This is a genomic window from Microbispora amethystogenes, assembly GCF_016863015.1.
Taxonomy (GTDB): Bacteria; Actinomycetota; Actinomycetes; order Streptosporangiales; family Streptosporangiaceae; genus Microbispora; species Microbispora amethystogenes.
The window spans coordinates 87,035-101,894 of sequence record NZ_BOOB01000007.1; the positions used below are offsets into that span (position 1 = coordinate 87,035).

Genomic DNA, 14,860 nt, shown 5'->3' on the forward strand with positions numbered 1-14,860 from the left:
GCCGACCATGACGACCGATTACGCCAAGGCCCGAGAGGTGGCCGAGCAGGCGCGCGAGACGGAGTGGACCCGCCCGAGTTTCGGCAGGCAGCTCTTTCTCGGAGACTTCCGTCTGGACCTGGTGCACCCCGCTCCCCGCCTGAGCGAGGAGGAGGTCAAGAAGGGAGACCACTTCCTGCGCGTCCTGCGGACGTTCCTGCAGGAGAAGGTCGATCCCGCGCTGATCGAGCGCACCGCCGTGATCCCGGACGAGGTGATCAAGGGTCTCGCGGCCATCGGCGCGTTCGGCATGACCATCGAGGAGGAGTACGGCGGGCTGGGGCTGAGCCACCTGTACTACTGCCGGGCCCTCGCCCTCGTGACCTCGTGTTCCCCCGCGCTGAGCGCGCTGCTGTCGGCGCACCAGTCCATCGGGGTGCCGCAGCCCGTGCGGCTGTTCGGCACCGAGGAGCAGAAGCGGCGCTTCCTGCCGAGGTGCGCGCGCGGGGAGATCTCGGCGTTCCTGCTGACCGAGCCGGACGTCGGCTCCGACCCCGCCCGCCTGTCGACGACCGCCGTGCGGGACGGTGACGACTACGTGATCAACGGGGTCAAACTGTGGACGACCAACGGCGTCGTGGCCGACCTGCTGGTCGTGATGGCGCGCACCGGCGCCAAGATCTCCGCCTTCGTCGTCGAGGCCGACGCCCCCGGCATCACCGTCGAGCACCGCAACGCGTTCATGGGCCTGCGCGGCATCGAGAACGGCGTGACCCGCCTCCACCAGGTGCGCGTACCGGCCGAGAACCTGATCGGCCGCGAGGGGCAGGGCCTGAAGATCGCCCTCACCACGCTGAACACCGGGCGGCTGTCGCTGCCCGCCACCTGCGTCGGCGCCGCGAAGTGGGCCACGAAGATCGCCCGGGAGTGGGGCCGGGCGCGGGTCCAGTGGGGGCGCCCGGTCGGCGAGCACGAGGCCGTCGCCCGGAAGGTCGCCTTCATCTCCGCCACCGCGTACGCGATGGAGGCGGTGGTGGACCTGGTCGGCCGGCTGGCCGACGACGAGCACAACGACATCCGCATCGAGGCCGCCCTGGCCAAGCTGTACGGCTCGGAGATGGGCTGGCAGGTCATGGACGAACTGGTGCAGATGCGGGGTGGCCGCGGCTACGAGACCGCCGAGTCGCTGCACGCCCGCGGCGAGCGCGGCGTGCCCGTCGAGCAGATGCTGCGCGACCTGCGCATCAACCGCATCTTCGAGGGCTCGACCGAGATCATGCATCTGCTCATCGCCCGGGAGGCGGTGGACGCCCACCTGTCGGTCGCGGGCGAGCTCATCGACCCGAAGGCCGACCTGCGGGCCAAGGGCCGGGCGGCCACCCGGGCCGGCGCCTTCTACGCCAGGTGGCTGCCGGGCCTCGTGACCGGTCCGGGCCAGATGCCCACGTCGTACGCGGAGTTCGGCCCGCTGGCCCGGCACCTGCGGTACGTCGAGCGGACCAGCCGCAAGCTGGCGAGGTCCACGTTCTACGGGATGTCCCGGTGGCAGGGGCGGCTGGAGCACCGGCAGGGGTTCCTGGCGCGGATCGTCGACATCGGCGCGGAACTGCTCGCGATCACCGCCGTCTGCGTGCGCGCGCAGGAGGACTCCGCCGAGTTCGGGCTCAAGCCGTACGAACTGGCCGACACCTTCTGCCACCAGGCCCGGGCGCGGGCCGAGGCGCTGTTCGACCGGCTGTGGGAGAACACCGACGCCCAGGACGTACGGCTGGCCCGGCGGGTGCTCGACGGGCGGTACACGTTCATGGAGGAGGGGATCGTGGACCCGTCGCTGGAGGGGCCGTGGATCGCCTCGCAGCGCACCGGGCCGGCCACGTTCGACGACGTCCACCGCCGCATCGGCTGAGCCGCTCGGCCGTCTGGACGATTTCGCCCGGAATTCGCCCGGAAACGGAACGGGCCCCGCCCCGCGACACTGCGGGACGGGGCCGGGTCCGTGCGGCCGGTTCGGCTCAGACGTCGAGGCACCACATCGTGCCGTAGCCCGGGACGTAGCAGCGGTACCAGCCCTCCGGCTGCATCGCCTGCGCCGGGGCGGACAGGACGCCGAAGGTGGTGACGGCCACGGCCGTGGTGGCGAGGACGGCGGCGGCACGCTTGATGGACTTCACTGGTATCACTCCTGGTACGTGTGTCTCTCTGACACATATGAGTAGACACGACGCCACTTGGGACGATCTGGGAGTCGACTTGGACTCCGCTTGTGCTCGAGCGGTCGCTTAGTTGGATGTCCCCAGGCGCACGAAAAAGCCTTTGTGCCCGGTTGCGGTGCCTTGTTAGTGTCACCGGCATGTGGATTCTCTACGGCGACCGCTGATCAGCCCACGCTGATCCGCTCAGCTTTCCGGCCCTGTCCATCCGACGCGGCGGCTGAGTGACGGCACCTCGGTGCCGCGTCTCGACGTACCAGGAGATCCCTTATGCGTACTCGCGTGTCCGGCAGAAGCGGCGACGGCGGCAAGCAGAACCCGCGCACCCCGCAGCCCCGGCGTTCCTTCCCGCCACCACCGCGTCAGATCCCGGCGCCGCCTATGCGGCCCGTACGGCAGCCCCGGCGGCTCCCGAAGGCCAAGTAGGCCGTTCCACCCACGCCAAAAGGGGCACTCCGGCCCGGAGTGCCCCTCTTCTCGTTGCGACGAGAGCGCCTGGAGTCGTCGTAACCGGCGCTCACCCGCCTCCTTCACCCGGAGTCCCACCAGCACAGATCGATGTGACCCAGGGGAAGCCGAGTTCCGCCGCTCGGCGTGGTGGGCCGGTGGGGTGGGGTCAGAGTCGCTCGATGATGGTGACGTTGGCCTGGCCGCCGCCCTCGCACATGGTCTGCAGGCCGTACCGGCCGCCGGTGCGCTCCAGTTCGTGCAGGAGCTTGGTCATGAGGATCGCGCCGGTGCCGCCGAGCGGGTGCCCCAGGGCGATCGCGCCGCCGTTGGGGTTGGTCCTGGCCGGGTCGGCGTCGATCTCCTTGAGCCAGGCCAGCGGCACCGGGGCGAAGGCCTCGTTGATCTCGATGACGTCCATGTCCCCGATCGAGAGCCCGGTCCTGTCCAGTGCCTTGCGGGTGGCCGGGATCGGGGCCGTCAGCATGTAGACGGGGTCGTCCCCGACCAGCGCCAGCGTGACGATCCGGGCGCGCGGGACGAGTCCGTGCTCGCGCACCGCCCGCTCGGACGCGATGAGCAGTGCGCCGGAGCCGTCGGAGATCTGCGAGGAGGTGGCCGCGGTGATCCGGCCGCCCTCGCGCAGCGTCTTGAGCCCGGCCATCTTCTCCAGCGTCGTGTCGGGCCGCGGCCCCTCGTCGTCGGTCACGTCGCCGACCGGGACGATCTGCTCCCTGAAGTGGCCGCCCGCGATCGCCTTGGCCGCCCGCTGGTGACTCTCGTAGGCGTAGACCTCCAGGTCCTCCCGCGTGAGGCCCCACTTCTCGCACATCAGCTCGGCCCCGCGGAACTGGGAGATCTCCTGCGTGCCGTACCGCTCGACCCACTTGTCGCCGAACGGGAACGGCATGCCCTTCTCCAGGGCGGCCGTGATGCTCGACCCCATCGGGACGATCGACATCGACTCCACGCCGGCCGCCACGACCAGGTCCTGGGTGCCCGACAGCACCCCTTGCGCGGCGAAGTGGACGGCCTGCTGCGACGACCCGCACTGCCGGTCGATCGTGACACCGGCCACGGTCTCCGGGAGACCCGCGCTCAGCCAGGCGTTGCGCGCGATGTCCATGGACTGCGGGCCGAACTGCATCACGCAACCCATGATCACGTCGTCCACGGCGGCGGGATCGATCCCGGTGCGCTCGACCAGCGCGGAAAGCGTGTGCGCGGCCAGGTCGACCGGATGGACGGTGGAGAGCCCGCCCTTCTTCCTGCCGACCGGCGTGCGGACCGCCCCGACGATGTACGCCTCTGCCACAGTGCCTCCCGAGCAAAACCGAGCAATGTTCGGTTAGTGAGAGGTTACACCAGAGCTTTCGTCGGGGCGGGCGCGGTAAGGGCCGGGTTCAGGTGAGCGGGTCCGCTGAGCGGGTTCAGGCGAGCGCGGGTCCGGCGTATCCCCCGGGCAGCGCGTCGGCGGGCTCGGCGAGCTGGAAGCCACGGCTGTCGGCGGCGATCCCCTGCAGCCGCTGCGCGATCTCCAGCGCCACCGCCGCCCGACGCACCAGCGCGTCCCGCGCGACGGTGACCGCGTCACCGTCGGATACGTCGCGATCGGACACGGCACCGCCTTCCGCCTCCCCGGTCTCCGCGGCACCGGTTTCCGCCTCGCCGGTCTCCGCGGCGCCGGTGTCCACAGCAGCGGTCTCGACCGCACCGGTGTCCGCGGCGACGGCGGCCAGGGCGTCCGGATCACCCGGGTCCTCGGAACGCGCGGCCTCCTCGCCCGGTGCGACGGGAACCTCCTCGCCCGGCGCGGCAGCGGCCTCGTCCTCGGCGCCCTCGGCGTCTACCGGGTCCACCGTGCCTCCGGCCGCCTCCGCGGCGGGCCGGGTCTCCTCCGTACGGCCGGCCGGCGAGACTCTCACGACGGCGATCTCCGTGAGGTACGGCCAGCGCGCCTGGGCGACGGGCGGGACGCGGTGGCCCTCCTCGATCGTGACCACCAGCTCGTCGTCCGCGTACACGTCGGCCACCCGGCCCCGGCGCACGGGGACGTGGACGACGCCGTCGACGAGCTCGCCCTCCGGCCACCTGCCGGTGTCCACGGCGTCCGTGTGGAGCAGCCCCGCCAGGATCGGCAGGACCTCCTCGGGTTCCGGTACGGCCGGCAGGTAGACCACCGGATCGCCACCCGCCTCCTCGGCGGGGTCGACCGGCTCGCCCTGGCACACCGACCAGCCGCCCAGCCGGTACGCGATGCCCTCGGCCAGGCTCTTGTCGAAGAAGTCCACCGGCAGCGGGCCGTCGGCGGCGATGCGGCACGCCCAGAGCGGCTCCTCGCCGGGAACGCCGAGCTTGGCCAGGAGGTCCGGGCCGAGCTCGATCGGTGGCTGGACGCGCGAGCCGCCCACGAGGACGTCGTCCCCGTCCGGCCTCGCCTCGGGATCGGCGAGCTGCGCTATCGCCAGCAGTGTCTTCGGGTCCGGCCGGGCGGGCAGCAGCGCCGTGGGGCCCGTGCGCAACCGGCCGGGGAGCAGAAGATTCGACAACCAGCCCACAAGCCCCTCCTCATGATCGGTCGAAGAGACGATAGCCCTACTGGGGCGTTCTCCACGACCCTTTCCGGCGGGCCGCCCGGTTCAGGACTTCGTCTTCGCCAGGCGGGTGCCGGTCATCAGTGCGTACACGATGACGTTGTCGGTGTAGTGACCGGTCGTGTGGTTGTAGGTGCCGCCACAGGTGATCAGCCTGAGCTCGGCGTCCGCGGCCTGGCCGTACACCCGGCTGGTGGGGAACGTCTGCTTGTCGGCCTGCTCGATGCCGCCCACGGTGAAGACCGCGATCGTCCCGTCCATGCGGGTGACCTCGATCGTGTCGCCGTACGCGAGCTCGTGCAGGCGGCTGAAGACGGCGCTGCGCGAGACGGTGTCCTTGTGGCCGAGCATGACGGCCGGACCGGCCTCTCCCGCGGTCGGGCCGCCCCGATACCAGCCGACGAGGTTGTGGTTGTTGATCGGCGGGGTCTGGATCGCACCGGCGCGATCCAGACCGACCGAGGTGATCGGCGCGTTCACGCCGATCTTCCGGATGATCAGGCGCTTGGGCGTGGACGGCTGCAGCGCCGGGGCGGCCGGGAGCTTCGGCAACGGCGCCGGGGCGTTCGCGACCGCCTGCGTCAGCGGCTGCCCCGCTCCGCCCGGACCCACCGACGGAGCCAGGCCGTTCGGCGGCACCACCATCTTGTTCAGCGACGTACGGCTCGACGGAGCGTACTCGTCCGGGTGGTTCACCATGATCACCACACCCACGAGCACGGTGACCAGCCCCACGATCGCCGCCGTGATCAGCACGCGGCGGGCCGTCTGCGCGGCGCCGCCCGGAGGCGGCTCCGGCTGCGGCTGCGGCTGCGGCGCGGGCTGCATCTGAGGGGGCAGCATGACCGGCTGGAAGACGGGCTGGCCGTAGACCGGCTGCGGGTACCCCTGACCGCCCGGCCCGGGAGGCATGCCGTACGGCTGGCCCGGCGGGAACTGTCCAGGTGGCGGGGTCGTCATGGCACCGTCCTACTGCCTCGCCGGCCTGCGCCGGGTCCGGAGCACGAGCCCGCCGCCCCCCGCCGCCAGCATCAGCGCGGTGCCGGTGAGCACGAACAGGCGCGCGTCGGGACCGGCGTCCCCTCCGCCGCCGGTGGCGGCGCCGCCCGCGGGCGTGTGGGGAACCTGCTCCTGCCTGGTCGTCGCCTTGTCGGTCGCGGGCTTCGCGGTGACCGTCTCGTACACGGTGCGCGTGCCGCGCGGCGTGGGCGTCGCACTCGGCGTGGCGGAGGGGCTGGGAGTGGGGGTCGCGCTGGCGGAGGCCGTGACCGCGATCGTCGCCGAGGCGGGCGTCGTGCTGGTGCCCGACGACGCGATCTCACACGTGTAGAGCAGGGTGGGCGTCGTCGTGACGGTGCCGGTCCCGGCCGGTGCGTACATATTGATCTTGAAGTCCTTCGCCGTGAGGGCGACGGACGTCGCACCGGCGGAGGGAGTGATGGTCAGCGTCGCCACCGGCAGCGGGGGCATCGTCCCCTGGGCGGTCACGTTCGCGGTCACCGTGTTGGTCGGCGAGGGCGTGGAGACGCCCGCGGTCGCGGTGGCGGGCAGCACCGTGGCCGCCACGCTGGGCAGCAACTGGATCGACGCGCCGCTCTCGATCGCCACCGGCGCCGGGAACGCCGACGACGTGACCGCCGAGATGGTCAGGGTCGCGGTGTACTGCGTGCCGGTCCCCGCCCCCCTGGGGTTCTCCGTGAGTGACACGGTGAAGTCATGGGTGACGGGGGTGGCTCCGGTGGTCTGCGGCCGACAGGTGTAGCTCACCGTCTTCGAGTCGGCCTGCGCGCCGAGCGCGGTCAGGCCGAGGAGGACGCCCGCGCTGACTACGCCGGCCGCGGCGGCTCTCCCGGCGACCCGGCCCCGCGCCTTGAACTTCAGCACTGACTTCTCTCCCCTACTTGTGCTCAGGATGAACAGGCGTACCAGCATTCCAGAGTACGGTCACGACAGGGTAGAGAGTTTACGGACAAAAGCCCCAACATTGCCGCCGATTCCCCAAATCTGGTCATGTTTTCGTTATCTTCACGTCACGCCACGCTACCGGCCACCGTACGGGCGGGGGTTCGGGCCGAACCGGCGGAGCAGCAGCCCTCCGGCCGCGGAGGCGGCCATCAGCAGCAGACCGGTCAGCACGACGACCCTGGCGTCCGGGCCCGCGTCGCCGCCCGCGCCCGTCTGCGCGCCGCCGATCGGGGTCCTGCTGACCTGCGCGGTCACTGTGTGGGAGACGGTCGTGGTCGCCTTGGCCGTGGCGGTGTGGGTGACCGTGGCCGTCGCGGTCGCCGTTGTGGTCGTGGTCTCGGTCGGGCTGGGCGTCGGGGTCGTGTCGTCGTCGGTGTCCGACGGACTCGGCGACGCCGACGGCGAAGGTGAGGTCGACGGCGAGGCGGCGACGGTGAGCGCGAGCGAGGCCCCGGACGCGGTGGCCGGCAGGGTGCACGTGTAGAGCGCCGCTCCCGTGCCCGTCCCGGACGGCAGCAACCGCAGCGTGAAGTCTCTCGCCGTCACGCCGACGACCCCGGTGGCCGTCGGGGCCAGGGTGACGACCAGTTCGGGAATCGGCGACAGGGTGGCCTGCGCCGCCACGGGCGTCCCGGCCGTCACCGTGGCGGCAGGGCTCAGCGTCCGGCCGCCCAGCGCCGCGAGGGATCCCTTCGGCGGCTCCGACTCGTCCGGGGACGGCTTCGTGTCGGTGCCGCCCGGCGGATCCGTGTCCTCGTCGGACGGGCTCGGAGTCGGAGTCACGCTCGGAGTCGGTGTGGGTGTCGGAGTCGGAGTCGGAGTCGGTGTGGGTGTCGCGCTGGCGCTCGGGGACGGCGAGGGGGACCCGCTCACCACGGGCGTGCCGCTCACCTCCATCACGCCCTCGGCCACCACGGTGTCGCCCGACGCGATGGACGTCGGCGCGAGCATCGGCTTCTGGTCCTCAGCGGTCGTGGCGGGGGCCATGCGCCAGGTGATCGGGACGTTGCCGCCCACCGCGGGGTTGTCGGGCCCGAGCAGAGTCACGCTCACCGGGTAGGTCTCCTGGCCGCCGCCCAGCGCGTCGCAGGAGTAGACGACGGTCGTGGTCTCGCTCGCGGCGAGCACCGGCCACGTCATCAGCGCGAACGCCGCCGTCGCTCCGGCCGCCACCCGCACCGCGATTCGTCGCCGGGCATTCCGCTGCCGGGCGCTGGGGTCGGCCACGACGTCTCTCCCGCCACCTCAGTCGCGTACAGATTGGCCATCAGTCTCCCAGGAGTTGACCATCGCCATAACCATATGCACCGAGAAGTCAGGAAATTCTCAGGGAACCCTCATGGACTTCCGGCGGTAAGCAGGACGGAGGTGACTGAAGATGAGACGACTGATCCTGGTCCTCGCCGCACTGGCGGCGGTTCTGGTGACAGCGCCGCCCGCACACGCCCGGGCGGGGTTCTGGGCCGTCACCGAACTCGACCCGCTCCCCGCGACGCTGCGGCCCGATGTGTCCTACACGGTCGGCTACTGGGTGCTGCAACACGGCACGCATCCGTACGACGACAACGGCGCGCTCGGGCCGACCGGCCTGCTGCTGACGGGAGAGGACGGCACGACCCTGAGTTTCGGTGGAACGCCGTTGCCGGATCCCGCCCACTACGCGACGACGATCACGGTGCCGGCCGGGCGGTGGCGGGTGCAGGGCGTGCAGGGCAAGTTCGCGCCGTACGAGGTCGGGACGCTCACCGTGCCGGGAACGCTGAAGCCGGCCCCGCCGCAGTACGCGATGCAGGCCGGATCGGAGATCACGGACTACTGGGGCCAGGTGAAGCCGCCGGGGTTCCCCTGGAAGGCGGCGACCGTGATCCCCGCTCGTGCGCCGTTCGCCACCCCGTCGGGCTCCGCGTCGGAGCAGAAGGCCGGTCAGGCGACCGCGCAGGCTGCTGGGCAGGCAGGGCTCGCACCGCCGTCCTCGCAGCCCGCGGCGATGCGGGCGAGCGGAGCCACGGCCGCGAGCGCCGGCGACTCCTCACCCTGGCGGCAGCCGTACGCACTGATCGTGGTGGCGCTCGCGGCGGTGGCCGGAACGCTGCTGGTGCAGCGGGCGGTCCGGGCCGCTCGCGCGGCCAGAAGCCGTGAGCCGTACGCCCCGCCCGAGCGCGAGGCGCGGGAGGGCGAGGAGGTGATCGGACTGGGCTGACCACCCGCGCGGGGTGAGGGGCGCGACGGCGCCCCTCACCGGCGGGCGGGCCGGATCACTTGCCCTTGGTCGACGTCAGCGTGGCGTAGACGACGATGTTGTCGGTGTAGCTGTGCTGCTTGGCGTTGAAGACGCCGCCACAGGTGATCAGCCGCAGCGATGAAGTGATCGTGTTGCCGTAGACCCGCTTGGTCGGGAACGCCGACTTGCTGACCTGCTCGATCCCGTCCACCGTGAAGATCGCCGTCTTGCCGTCCGCGCGCAGTACGGCGATCTTGTTGCCGCGCTTGAGCTCGCGCAGGCGGCTGAACACGGCCGCGCCCTTGCGGGTGTTGACGTGGCCGAGGATGATCGCCGGCCCCTGGTCGCCGGGGGCGGGCCCGAAGCGGTACCAGCCGGTGAGGCTCGGCCTGCTCAGCGGCGGCGCCTGGATGACGCCGGACTTCTGCACCCCCACGGAGCCGACGCTGGCCTTCACCCCGATCGACGGGATGCTGATCTTCACCGGCCTGCCGGTGACCTTCTTCGCCGCCGTGCTCGTCTTCGCCTTGTTCGTGGTCGCCTTGTTCGAGGACGAGGAGACCGGCGAGGAGGACGACGAGGCCGTGGTGGTGGTGAGGGCCAGCGGGCCGATCGGCTGGATGGCGGGCAGCGGCGGCGGCGCGGTGGGGTTCGCCGCCGTCAGCGGCACGCCCGGCCCGCCCGGGCCGACGGTCGGAGGCAGGTACGCCTCGCTTCCGACGTCCTGCACGTTCAACTGGACGCCCGGCACCTGCTGAGCGGTGTTCTGGGAGTCACCGGGCGACAGTACGGCGAGCATGCCCGCCATCACGGCGGCGATGCCGCCGAACGACCCGGCCACGAGCAGCGTCGCGAGAACCGGCTGCGGAAGGCCCTTCCGCTTCCCCGCCGCGTCCCCCTGGCCGCTCTGCGGACTCTGCACGGACGACACGCCCTGCGCGTTCGGCACGCCCTGGGCACTCTGCGCACCCTGACCGCTCTGTGCCGACTGCGCGGCCCCGCCGCTCGCTGCCGACTGCGCGGCTTCGCCGCTTTGTGCGTCCTTGGCGGGGGTGCCGCCCTGGGGAGTCGGGTTCTCGGGAGTCGGGTTCATCGTCATCCTCCTCAGCCCCGCTCGCCCGCGTGCGCCGCCCTGCGCCGCAGCAGTGCCACGCCGCTGAGCACGCCGATCGTCAGTAGCGCGCCACCCGAGCCGAGCAGGAGCGGGCCCGAGGCCGCCATCCGCTCCGGGGCCTCACCGGTCTGCGCGCCGCCCTGCGGAGTGACCGCCACCTGGGCCACCGTCGGTGTCGCGGTCAGCGTCACGGTACGCGTCGCCGTCGGCGACGGGCTGCCCTTCACGACCACACTCGTCAGATAGCTCTGCGTCGCCGCCGCCGACGGAGACGAACTCGGCGTCGTGCTCGGCGTGCCCGACGGCGACGGCGACGGGCTGTTACCGCCAGGCGTGCCGCTCGGCGAAGCACTCGGCGACCCCGACGGCGAGGTGTCCGGCGAAGCAGACGGCGAACTGTCGGGGGACGGACTGGTCGGCGTGTCACCGCCGCCGATGTTGACGCGGATGGCCGTCGGCTTCTTCACCGGCTCGCACCGCGCGCGGAACTGCTTCGGCGGGTCGAGCAGCGCCTCGGTGACCACACGGAAGCCGTCCACCATCGCCCACTTGGCGTCGGTCTTCTTGACGACCAGCGTGTGCTCGCCATAAGGCAGCTTGCGCATGCCCCAGAGGGTGTAGTTGCCCTGGTTGGCCACCACGACCGGCCGGCCCTCGGTGTCCTTGGACGCGTCGGCGGTCGCCGGGATGCCCGGCTTGCCGTCCACGGTGAACCGCACCTGGCCGGCCCGGTAGTCCTGCTCCGTGATGAAGTCGACGCCGGTGCCCGTGAACGTGAAGCTGGCCTCGGCGCCGTTCACGTCGGATGCGTGCACATCCTCGTGAATGTCCTTGTTCTGGGCCGGGCGGTCGTTGTAGTCGGTCCAGTCCGTGCCGACGTAGGTCACCGCCGGATCGTCGTCGTTCACCACGGTCTCGGCCGCGGGCGGGGTGAAGTCGATCAGGAGCCGGCGAGGCACGACCTCGAAGACTCCCGCCTCTGTCGTGCTGACCGAGCCGGACACGAGGTCGGGAAGCTCAAGCGGCCCGCCGTTCTGCAGGAGGACCTGGTCCTTGGAACCGACCGAGTTGAGTTCGCCGGTCCACAGCTCGTCGGTGACGCCGACCACTCCGGTGGCGGTGAGGCGGGCGCCGGGCTGGAACAGGCCCGGCGACAGGAAGCGTGTGTTGTTCCGGTAGGCCAGGGACCACCTGACGTCCAGCGGCTGGCCGACGGCCAGGGCCGTCTGCAGGGTGAGCGTCACCTTCAGGTCCACCCCGGCCGCCCCGGCTACCCCACCGGTGCAGTGGTAGTTCATGTCGACCTGGACGGTCTCCGCCTGGGCCGACATCGACGGTATGACGATCGCCGCCGTTCCGGCCAGGCCGAGGGCCAAGGCGGCCATGGTCCTAGGGAGGCCCGCTCTCCACCGTTTCACCACATACTCCGATCAAAGGTCCGCGCCCTGGCGGGCCTACAGCAAACGCGAGCTAGATCTTAGAGGTACGGAAGTGGTCAAAGGGGTCGTTATGGCGATGGTGTCGGAGTTGTGACCCGCCGTTAAGGGAGGAGCCGATCGACCGGGGCCCTACCAGAATCGTATTCTGGTGCCGCAGACCGTTCCTGCTTCGGAGGCGTACCTGATGCGGCGAGACCTCTTCGACGAGGAGCACGACCTCTTCCGTGAGACCGTCCGTGAGTTCCTGGCCCGCGAGGTCGTCCCTCACCACGCGCAGTGGGAGAAGGACGGCATCGTTCCCCGCGAGGTGTGGAAGAAGGCCGGCGAGCTGGGCATGTTCGGCTTCTCCGTGCCAGAGGAGTACGGCGGCTCGGGCATCTCCGACTTCCGCTACAACACGGTGATCGTCGAGGAGATCATCCGCGTAGGCGCGACGGGCCTGGGCTTCGGCCTGCACAACGACATCATGGCGCCGTACCTGGTCGATCTCACGAACGACGAGCAGAAGCAGCGGTGGCTGCCGGGCTTCGCGTCCGGCGAGCTGATCACGGCGATCGGGATGACCGAGCCGGGAGCCGGGAGCGACCTGCAGGGCATCCGCACCACCGCCGTACGCGAGGGCGACCACTACGTGGTGAACGGCCAGAAGACCTTCATCACCAACGGCATCAACTCCGATCTCGTCGTGGTCGTCGTCAAGACCGACCCCTCGGCGGGCGCCCGCGGCACGTCGCTGCTGATGCTGGAGCGCGGCATGGAGGGCTTCACCCGCGGCCGCAACCTGGAGAAGGTCGGCATGCACGCCCAGGACACGGCCGAGTTGTTCTTCCAGAACGTCCGGGTGCCGGTGGCCAACCTCCTCGGCGACGAGGAGGGCCAGGGGTTCTTCCAGCTGATGAACAACCTGCCGCAGGAGCGGCTGTCGATCGCGGTCGCGGCCGTCGCGGCGGCGGAGACCGTCCTGGAGGAGACGATCGCGTACTGCCGCGACCGCACGGCCTTCGGCCGGAACCTCGGCAAGTTCCAGAACACCCGGTTCCTGCTGGCCGAGCTCGCCACCGAGGTCGAGATCGCCCGCCACTACGTGGACAAGTGCGTACGCGCGCTCAACGCCGGGGAACTGACGGCGGTGGACGCGGCCAAGGCCAAGTGGTGGACGACCGAACTGCAGAACAGGGTCGTCGACCGGTGCGTCCAGCTGCACGGCGGCTACGGCTACATGCTGGAGTATCCGGTCGCGAAGGCGTGGCTGGACAGCCGCGTCCAGACGATCTACGGCGGCACCACCGAGATCATGAAGGAGATCATCGGCAGGTCGTTCGGCTTCTAGCCGTCCTGCCCCCGGGCGAGCAGGCGGTCGAGCACGCCGCCGAGCCGCTCGGGGGCGCCTTCGGCCCGCCAGGCGACGTACCCGTCGGGGCGCACCAGCAGGGCGCCGCCCGGCGGGATCTCGGCCAGATCGACGGCGTGGGCGTCCAGGCCGAGCCGGGCCGCCTCGGCCGTCCAGACAGCGCCGCCGGACCGCCTGGTGAAGACCGTGAACCGCGACCGTACGAGGTCGAGGGTGGAGACGCCCTCGGACACCCAGGCGTGCGGCATCCGGGAGCCGGGGGAGCCGTCGAGGCAGGCCACGACGTCCTCGGCCGAGGGCGGTTCGGGCCGCGGATCGATCACGGCCGCGGAGACGTACCGCTGGCCGAGGTGGACGACCGGGGCGTTGAGAGCGCCCGCCCGCGCCCTGGCCTCGGCGGCGGCCGGGCCCTGGCCCCAGTGCAGGGCGGGGTCCGACATCCGCACCAGCGCCTGCTCCATGGTGAGCGAGGCGACCGGCCGGCGTTCGGCGTCGTAGGTGCCGAGCAGCGCGGGACCGGCCTCGCCGCGGAGCACGAGGGCCAGCTTCCAGGCCAGGTTGTGCCCGTCGGCGACACCCGTGTTGAGGCCGAAGGCGCCGAGCGGCGGCACGGCGTGCGCGGCGTCTCCGGCCAGGAACACCCGCCCCTGCGCGAACTTCTCCGCGACCTGGGCCCGCGCCCGCCAGACCAGCGTGCTGAGGATCTCCACCTCCAGGTCCGGCACGCCGGTCGCGGCGCGGATCAGCGCGGGGGCCGGCTCCCGGTCGAGTGCGGTGAGGAACACCCACTCCTTCTCGCCGTCGATCGTGACGAGCATGCCCGGCGCGGCCGGATCGGTGATCTCGCAGGCCACGAAGTGCCGCCCGCGGACCAGTTCCCGCAGGTCGGCCCGGAACAAGATGTTCTGCCCCGGTTCCGTGAGCGCGCCCGGACCGGTAAGGCCGACGCCCAGCGCGGCCCGGACCCCGCTGCGCACGCCGTCGGCCGCCACCAGGTAGCGGGCCGACACCCACTCTCCCGTGGACAGCACGGCCGTGACGCCCTCCTCGTCCTGGGTGAACGAGACCAGCCCGGTGCCGTACGCCACGGTCGCGCCGCGCTCGCGGGCGGCGGCCAGCAGCACGGGGTCGAGCCGGTTCTGCGGGCAGGGGCCGCGTAAAGCGGCGGGGCTGTAGGGCGCCTGCCGGGGGACGGCGGGCGCGGGCGGGGCGGTCTCCGCCAGGTCGGCCAGGGTCCGCGCCCTGACCCTGCCCAGGGCTCCCGCCGACCAGTCGAGGGCGACCGCGTCCACCGCGCCGGCCAGGCCGACCTCCCGGAGCATCTCCGCCGTCCGGACGCCGATCCCCGTGGCGCGCGGGTGCGCCTGCGGACCCTCATTGCGCTCCACCAGCAGCGTCCCCACTCCGTGGTGACTCAGGAAGACCGCCGTGGCCAGCCCGACCGAGCCGCCTCCCACGACCAGCACCTCTGTCGTCCGCATGACTCTCCCTCTATCTTTGGGCACGGTGTTCCCTTTCCGGGAACACTGTACCCACACCG

Annotated in this window: 13 protein-coding genes; 4 read left to right on the plus strand and 9 right to left on the minus strand. The window is 71.6% G+C overall.

Annotated features, from left to right (window positions below):
• Nucleotides 1–7 precede the first annotated feature (7 nt).
• Nucleotides 8–1,885: an acyl-CoA dehydrogenase family protein gene (locus Mam01_RS05145; protein ID WP_204284288.1), complete on the plus strand. Its 1,878-nt coding sequence runs from the start codon at nucleotides 8–10 to the stop codon at nucleotides 1,883–1,885.
• Nucleotides 1,886–1,991: 106 nt separating this feature from the next.
• On the opposite strand, the gene Mam01_RS05150 is transcribed toward Mam01_RS05145, so the two are convergent.
• A complete protein-coding gene (locus Mam01_RS05150; protein ID WP_204284289.1) occupies nucleotides 1,992–2,150 on the minus strand; it encodes a hypothetical protein in 159 nt (52 codons plus the stop codon).
• A 309-nt stretch (nucleotides 2,151–2,459) separates the two neighbouring features.
• Between Mam01_RS05150 and Mam01_RS05155 the strand changes: the two genes are divergently transcribed.
• Nucleotides 2,460–2,615: a hypothetical protein gene (locus tag Mam01_RS05155; protein WP_204284290.1), complete on the plus strand. Its 156-nt coding sequence runs from the start codon at nucleotides 2,460–2,462 to the stop codon at nucleotides 2,613–2,615.
• A 190-nt stretch (nucleotides 2,616–2,805) separates the two neighbouring features.
• On the opposite strand, the gene Mam01_RS05160 is transcribed toward Mam01_RS05155, so the two are convergent.
• The 5 genes from Mam01_RS05160 to Mam01_RS05180 form a co-directional block, all read right to left on the minus strand.
• On the minus strand, nucleotides 2,806–3,951 hold the full coding sequence (locus Mam01_RS05160; protein ID WP_204284291.1) for an acetyl-CoA C-acetyltransferase: 1,146 nt from the start codon (nucleotides 3,949–3,951) through the stop codon (nucleotides 2,806–2,808).
• Nucleotides 3,952–4,066: 115 nt separating this feature from the next.
• Complete coding sequence (locus Mam01_RS05165; protein ID WP_204284292.1) at nucleotides 4,067–5,194, minus strand: hypothetical protein; 1,128 nt, start codon at nucleotides 5,192–5,194, stop codon at nucleotides 4,067–4,069.
• Between the two features lie 81 nt (nucleotides 5,195–5,275).
• Nucleotides 5,276–6,190, minus strand: coding sequence for a class F sortase (locus Mam01_RS05170; protein WP_204284293.1), 915 nt, complete (start codon nucleotides 6,188–6,190; stop codon nucleotides 5,276–5,278).
• 9 nt (nucleotides 6,191–6,199) lie between these two features.
• Entirely contained in the window at nucleotides 6,200–7,114 is a 915-nt protein-coding gene (locus Mam01_RS05175) for a hypothetical protein (protein WP_204284294.1), read from the minus strand.
• Between the two features lie 156 nt (nucleotides 7,115–7,270).
• A complete protein-coding gene (locus Mam01_RS05180) occupies nucleotides 7,271–8,422 on the minus strand; it encodes a hypothetical protein (protein WP_204284295.1) in 1,152 nt (383 codons plus the stop codon).
• A 151-nt stretch (nucleotides 8,423–8,573) separates the two neighbouring features.
• Here Mam01_RS05180 and Mam01_RS05185 point away from each other — a divergent pair, with 151 nt between their 5' ends.
• On the plus strand, nucleotides 8,574–9,395 hold the full coding sequence (locus tag Mam01_RS05185) for a hypothetical protein (protein WP_204284296.1): 822 nt from the start codon (nucleotides 8,574–8,576) through the stop codon (nucleotides 9,393–9,395).
• 55 nt (nucleotides 9,396–9,450) lie between these two features.
• Here Mam01_RS05185 and Mam01_RS05190 read toward each other — a convergent pair whose 3' ends face one another.
• Complete coding sequence (locus Mam01_RS05190; RefSeq protein WP_204284297.1) at nucleotides 9,451–10,509, minus strand: class F sortase; 1,059 nt, start codon at nucleotides 10,507–10,509, stop codon at nucleotides 9,451–9,453.
• A gap of 11 nt (nucleotides 10,510–10,520) precedes the next feature.
• Nucleotides 10,521–11,915, minus strand: coding sequence for a hypothetical protein (locus Mam01_RS05195; RefSeq protein WP_204284298.1), 1,395 nt, complete (start codon nucleotides 11,913–11,915; stop codon nucleotides 10,521–10,523).
• Nucleotides 11,916–12,153: 238 nt separating this feature from the next.
• On the opposite strand from Mam01_RS05195, the gene Mam01_RS05200 reads away from it, so the two are divergent.
• A complete protein-coding gene (locus Mam01_RS05200; protein WP_204284299.1) occupies nucleotides 12,154–13,299 on the plus strand; it encodes an acyl-CoA dehydrogenase family protein in 1,146 nt (381 codons plus the stop codon).
• On the opposite strand, the gene Mam01_RS05205 is transcribed toward Mam01_RS05200, so the two are convergent.
• Nucleotides 13,296–14,801, minus strand: coding sequence for an FAD-dependent monooxygenase (locus Mam01_RS05205; RefSeq protein WP_204284300.1), 1,506 nt, complete (start codon nucleotides 14,799–14,801; stop codon nucleotides 13,296–13,298). The two genes, Mam01_RS05200 and Mam01_RS05205, sit on opposite strands and share 4 nt — an antisense overlap.
• Between the last annotated feature and the right edge of the window lie 59 nt (nucleotides 14,802–14,860).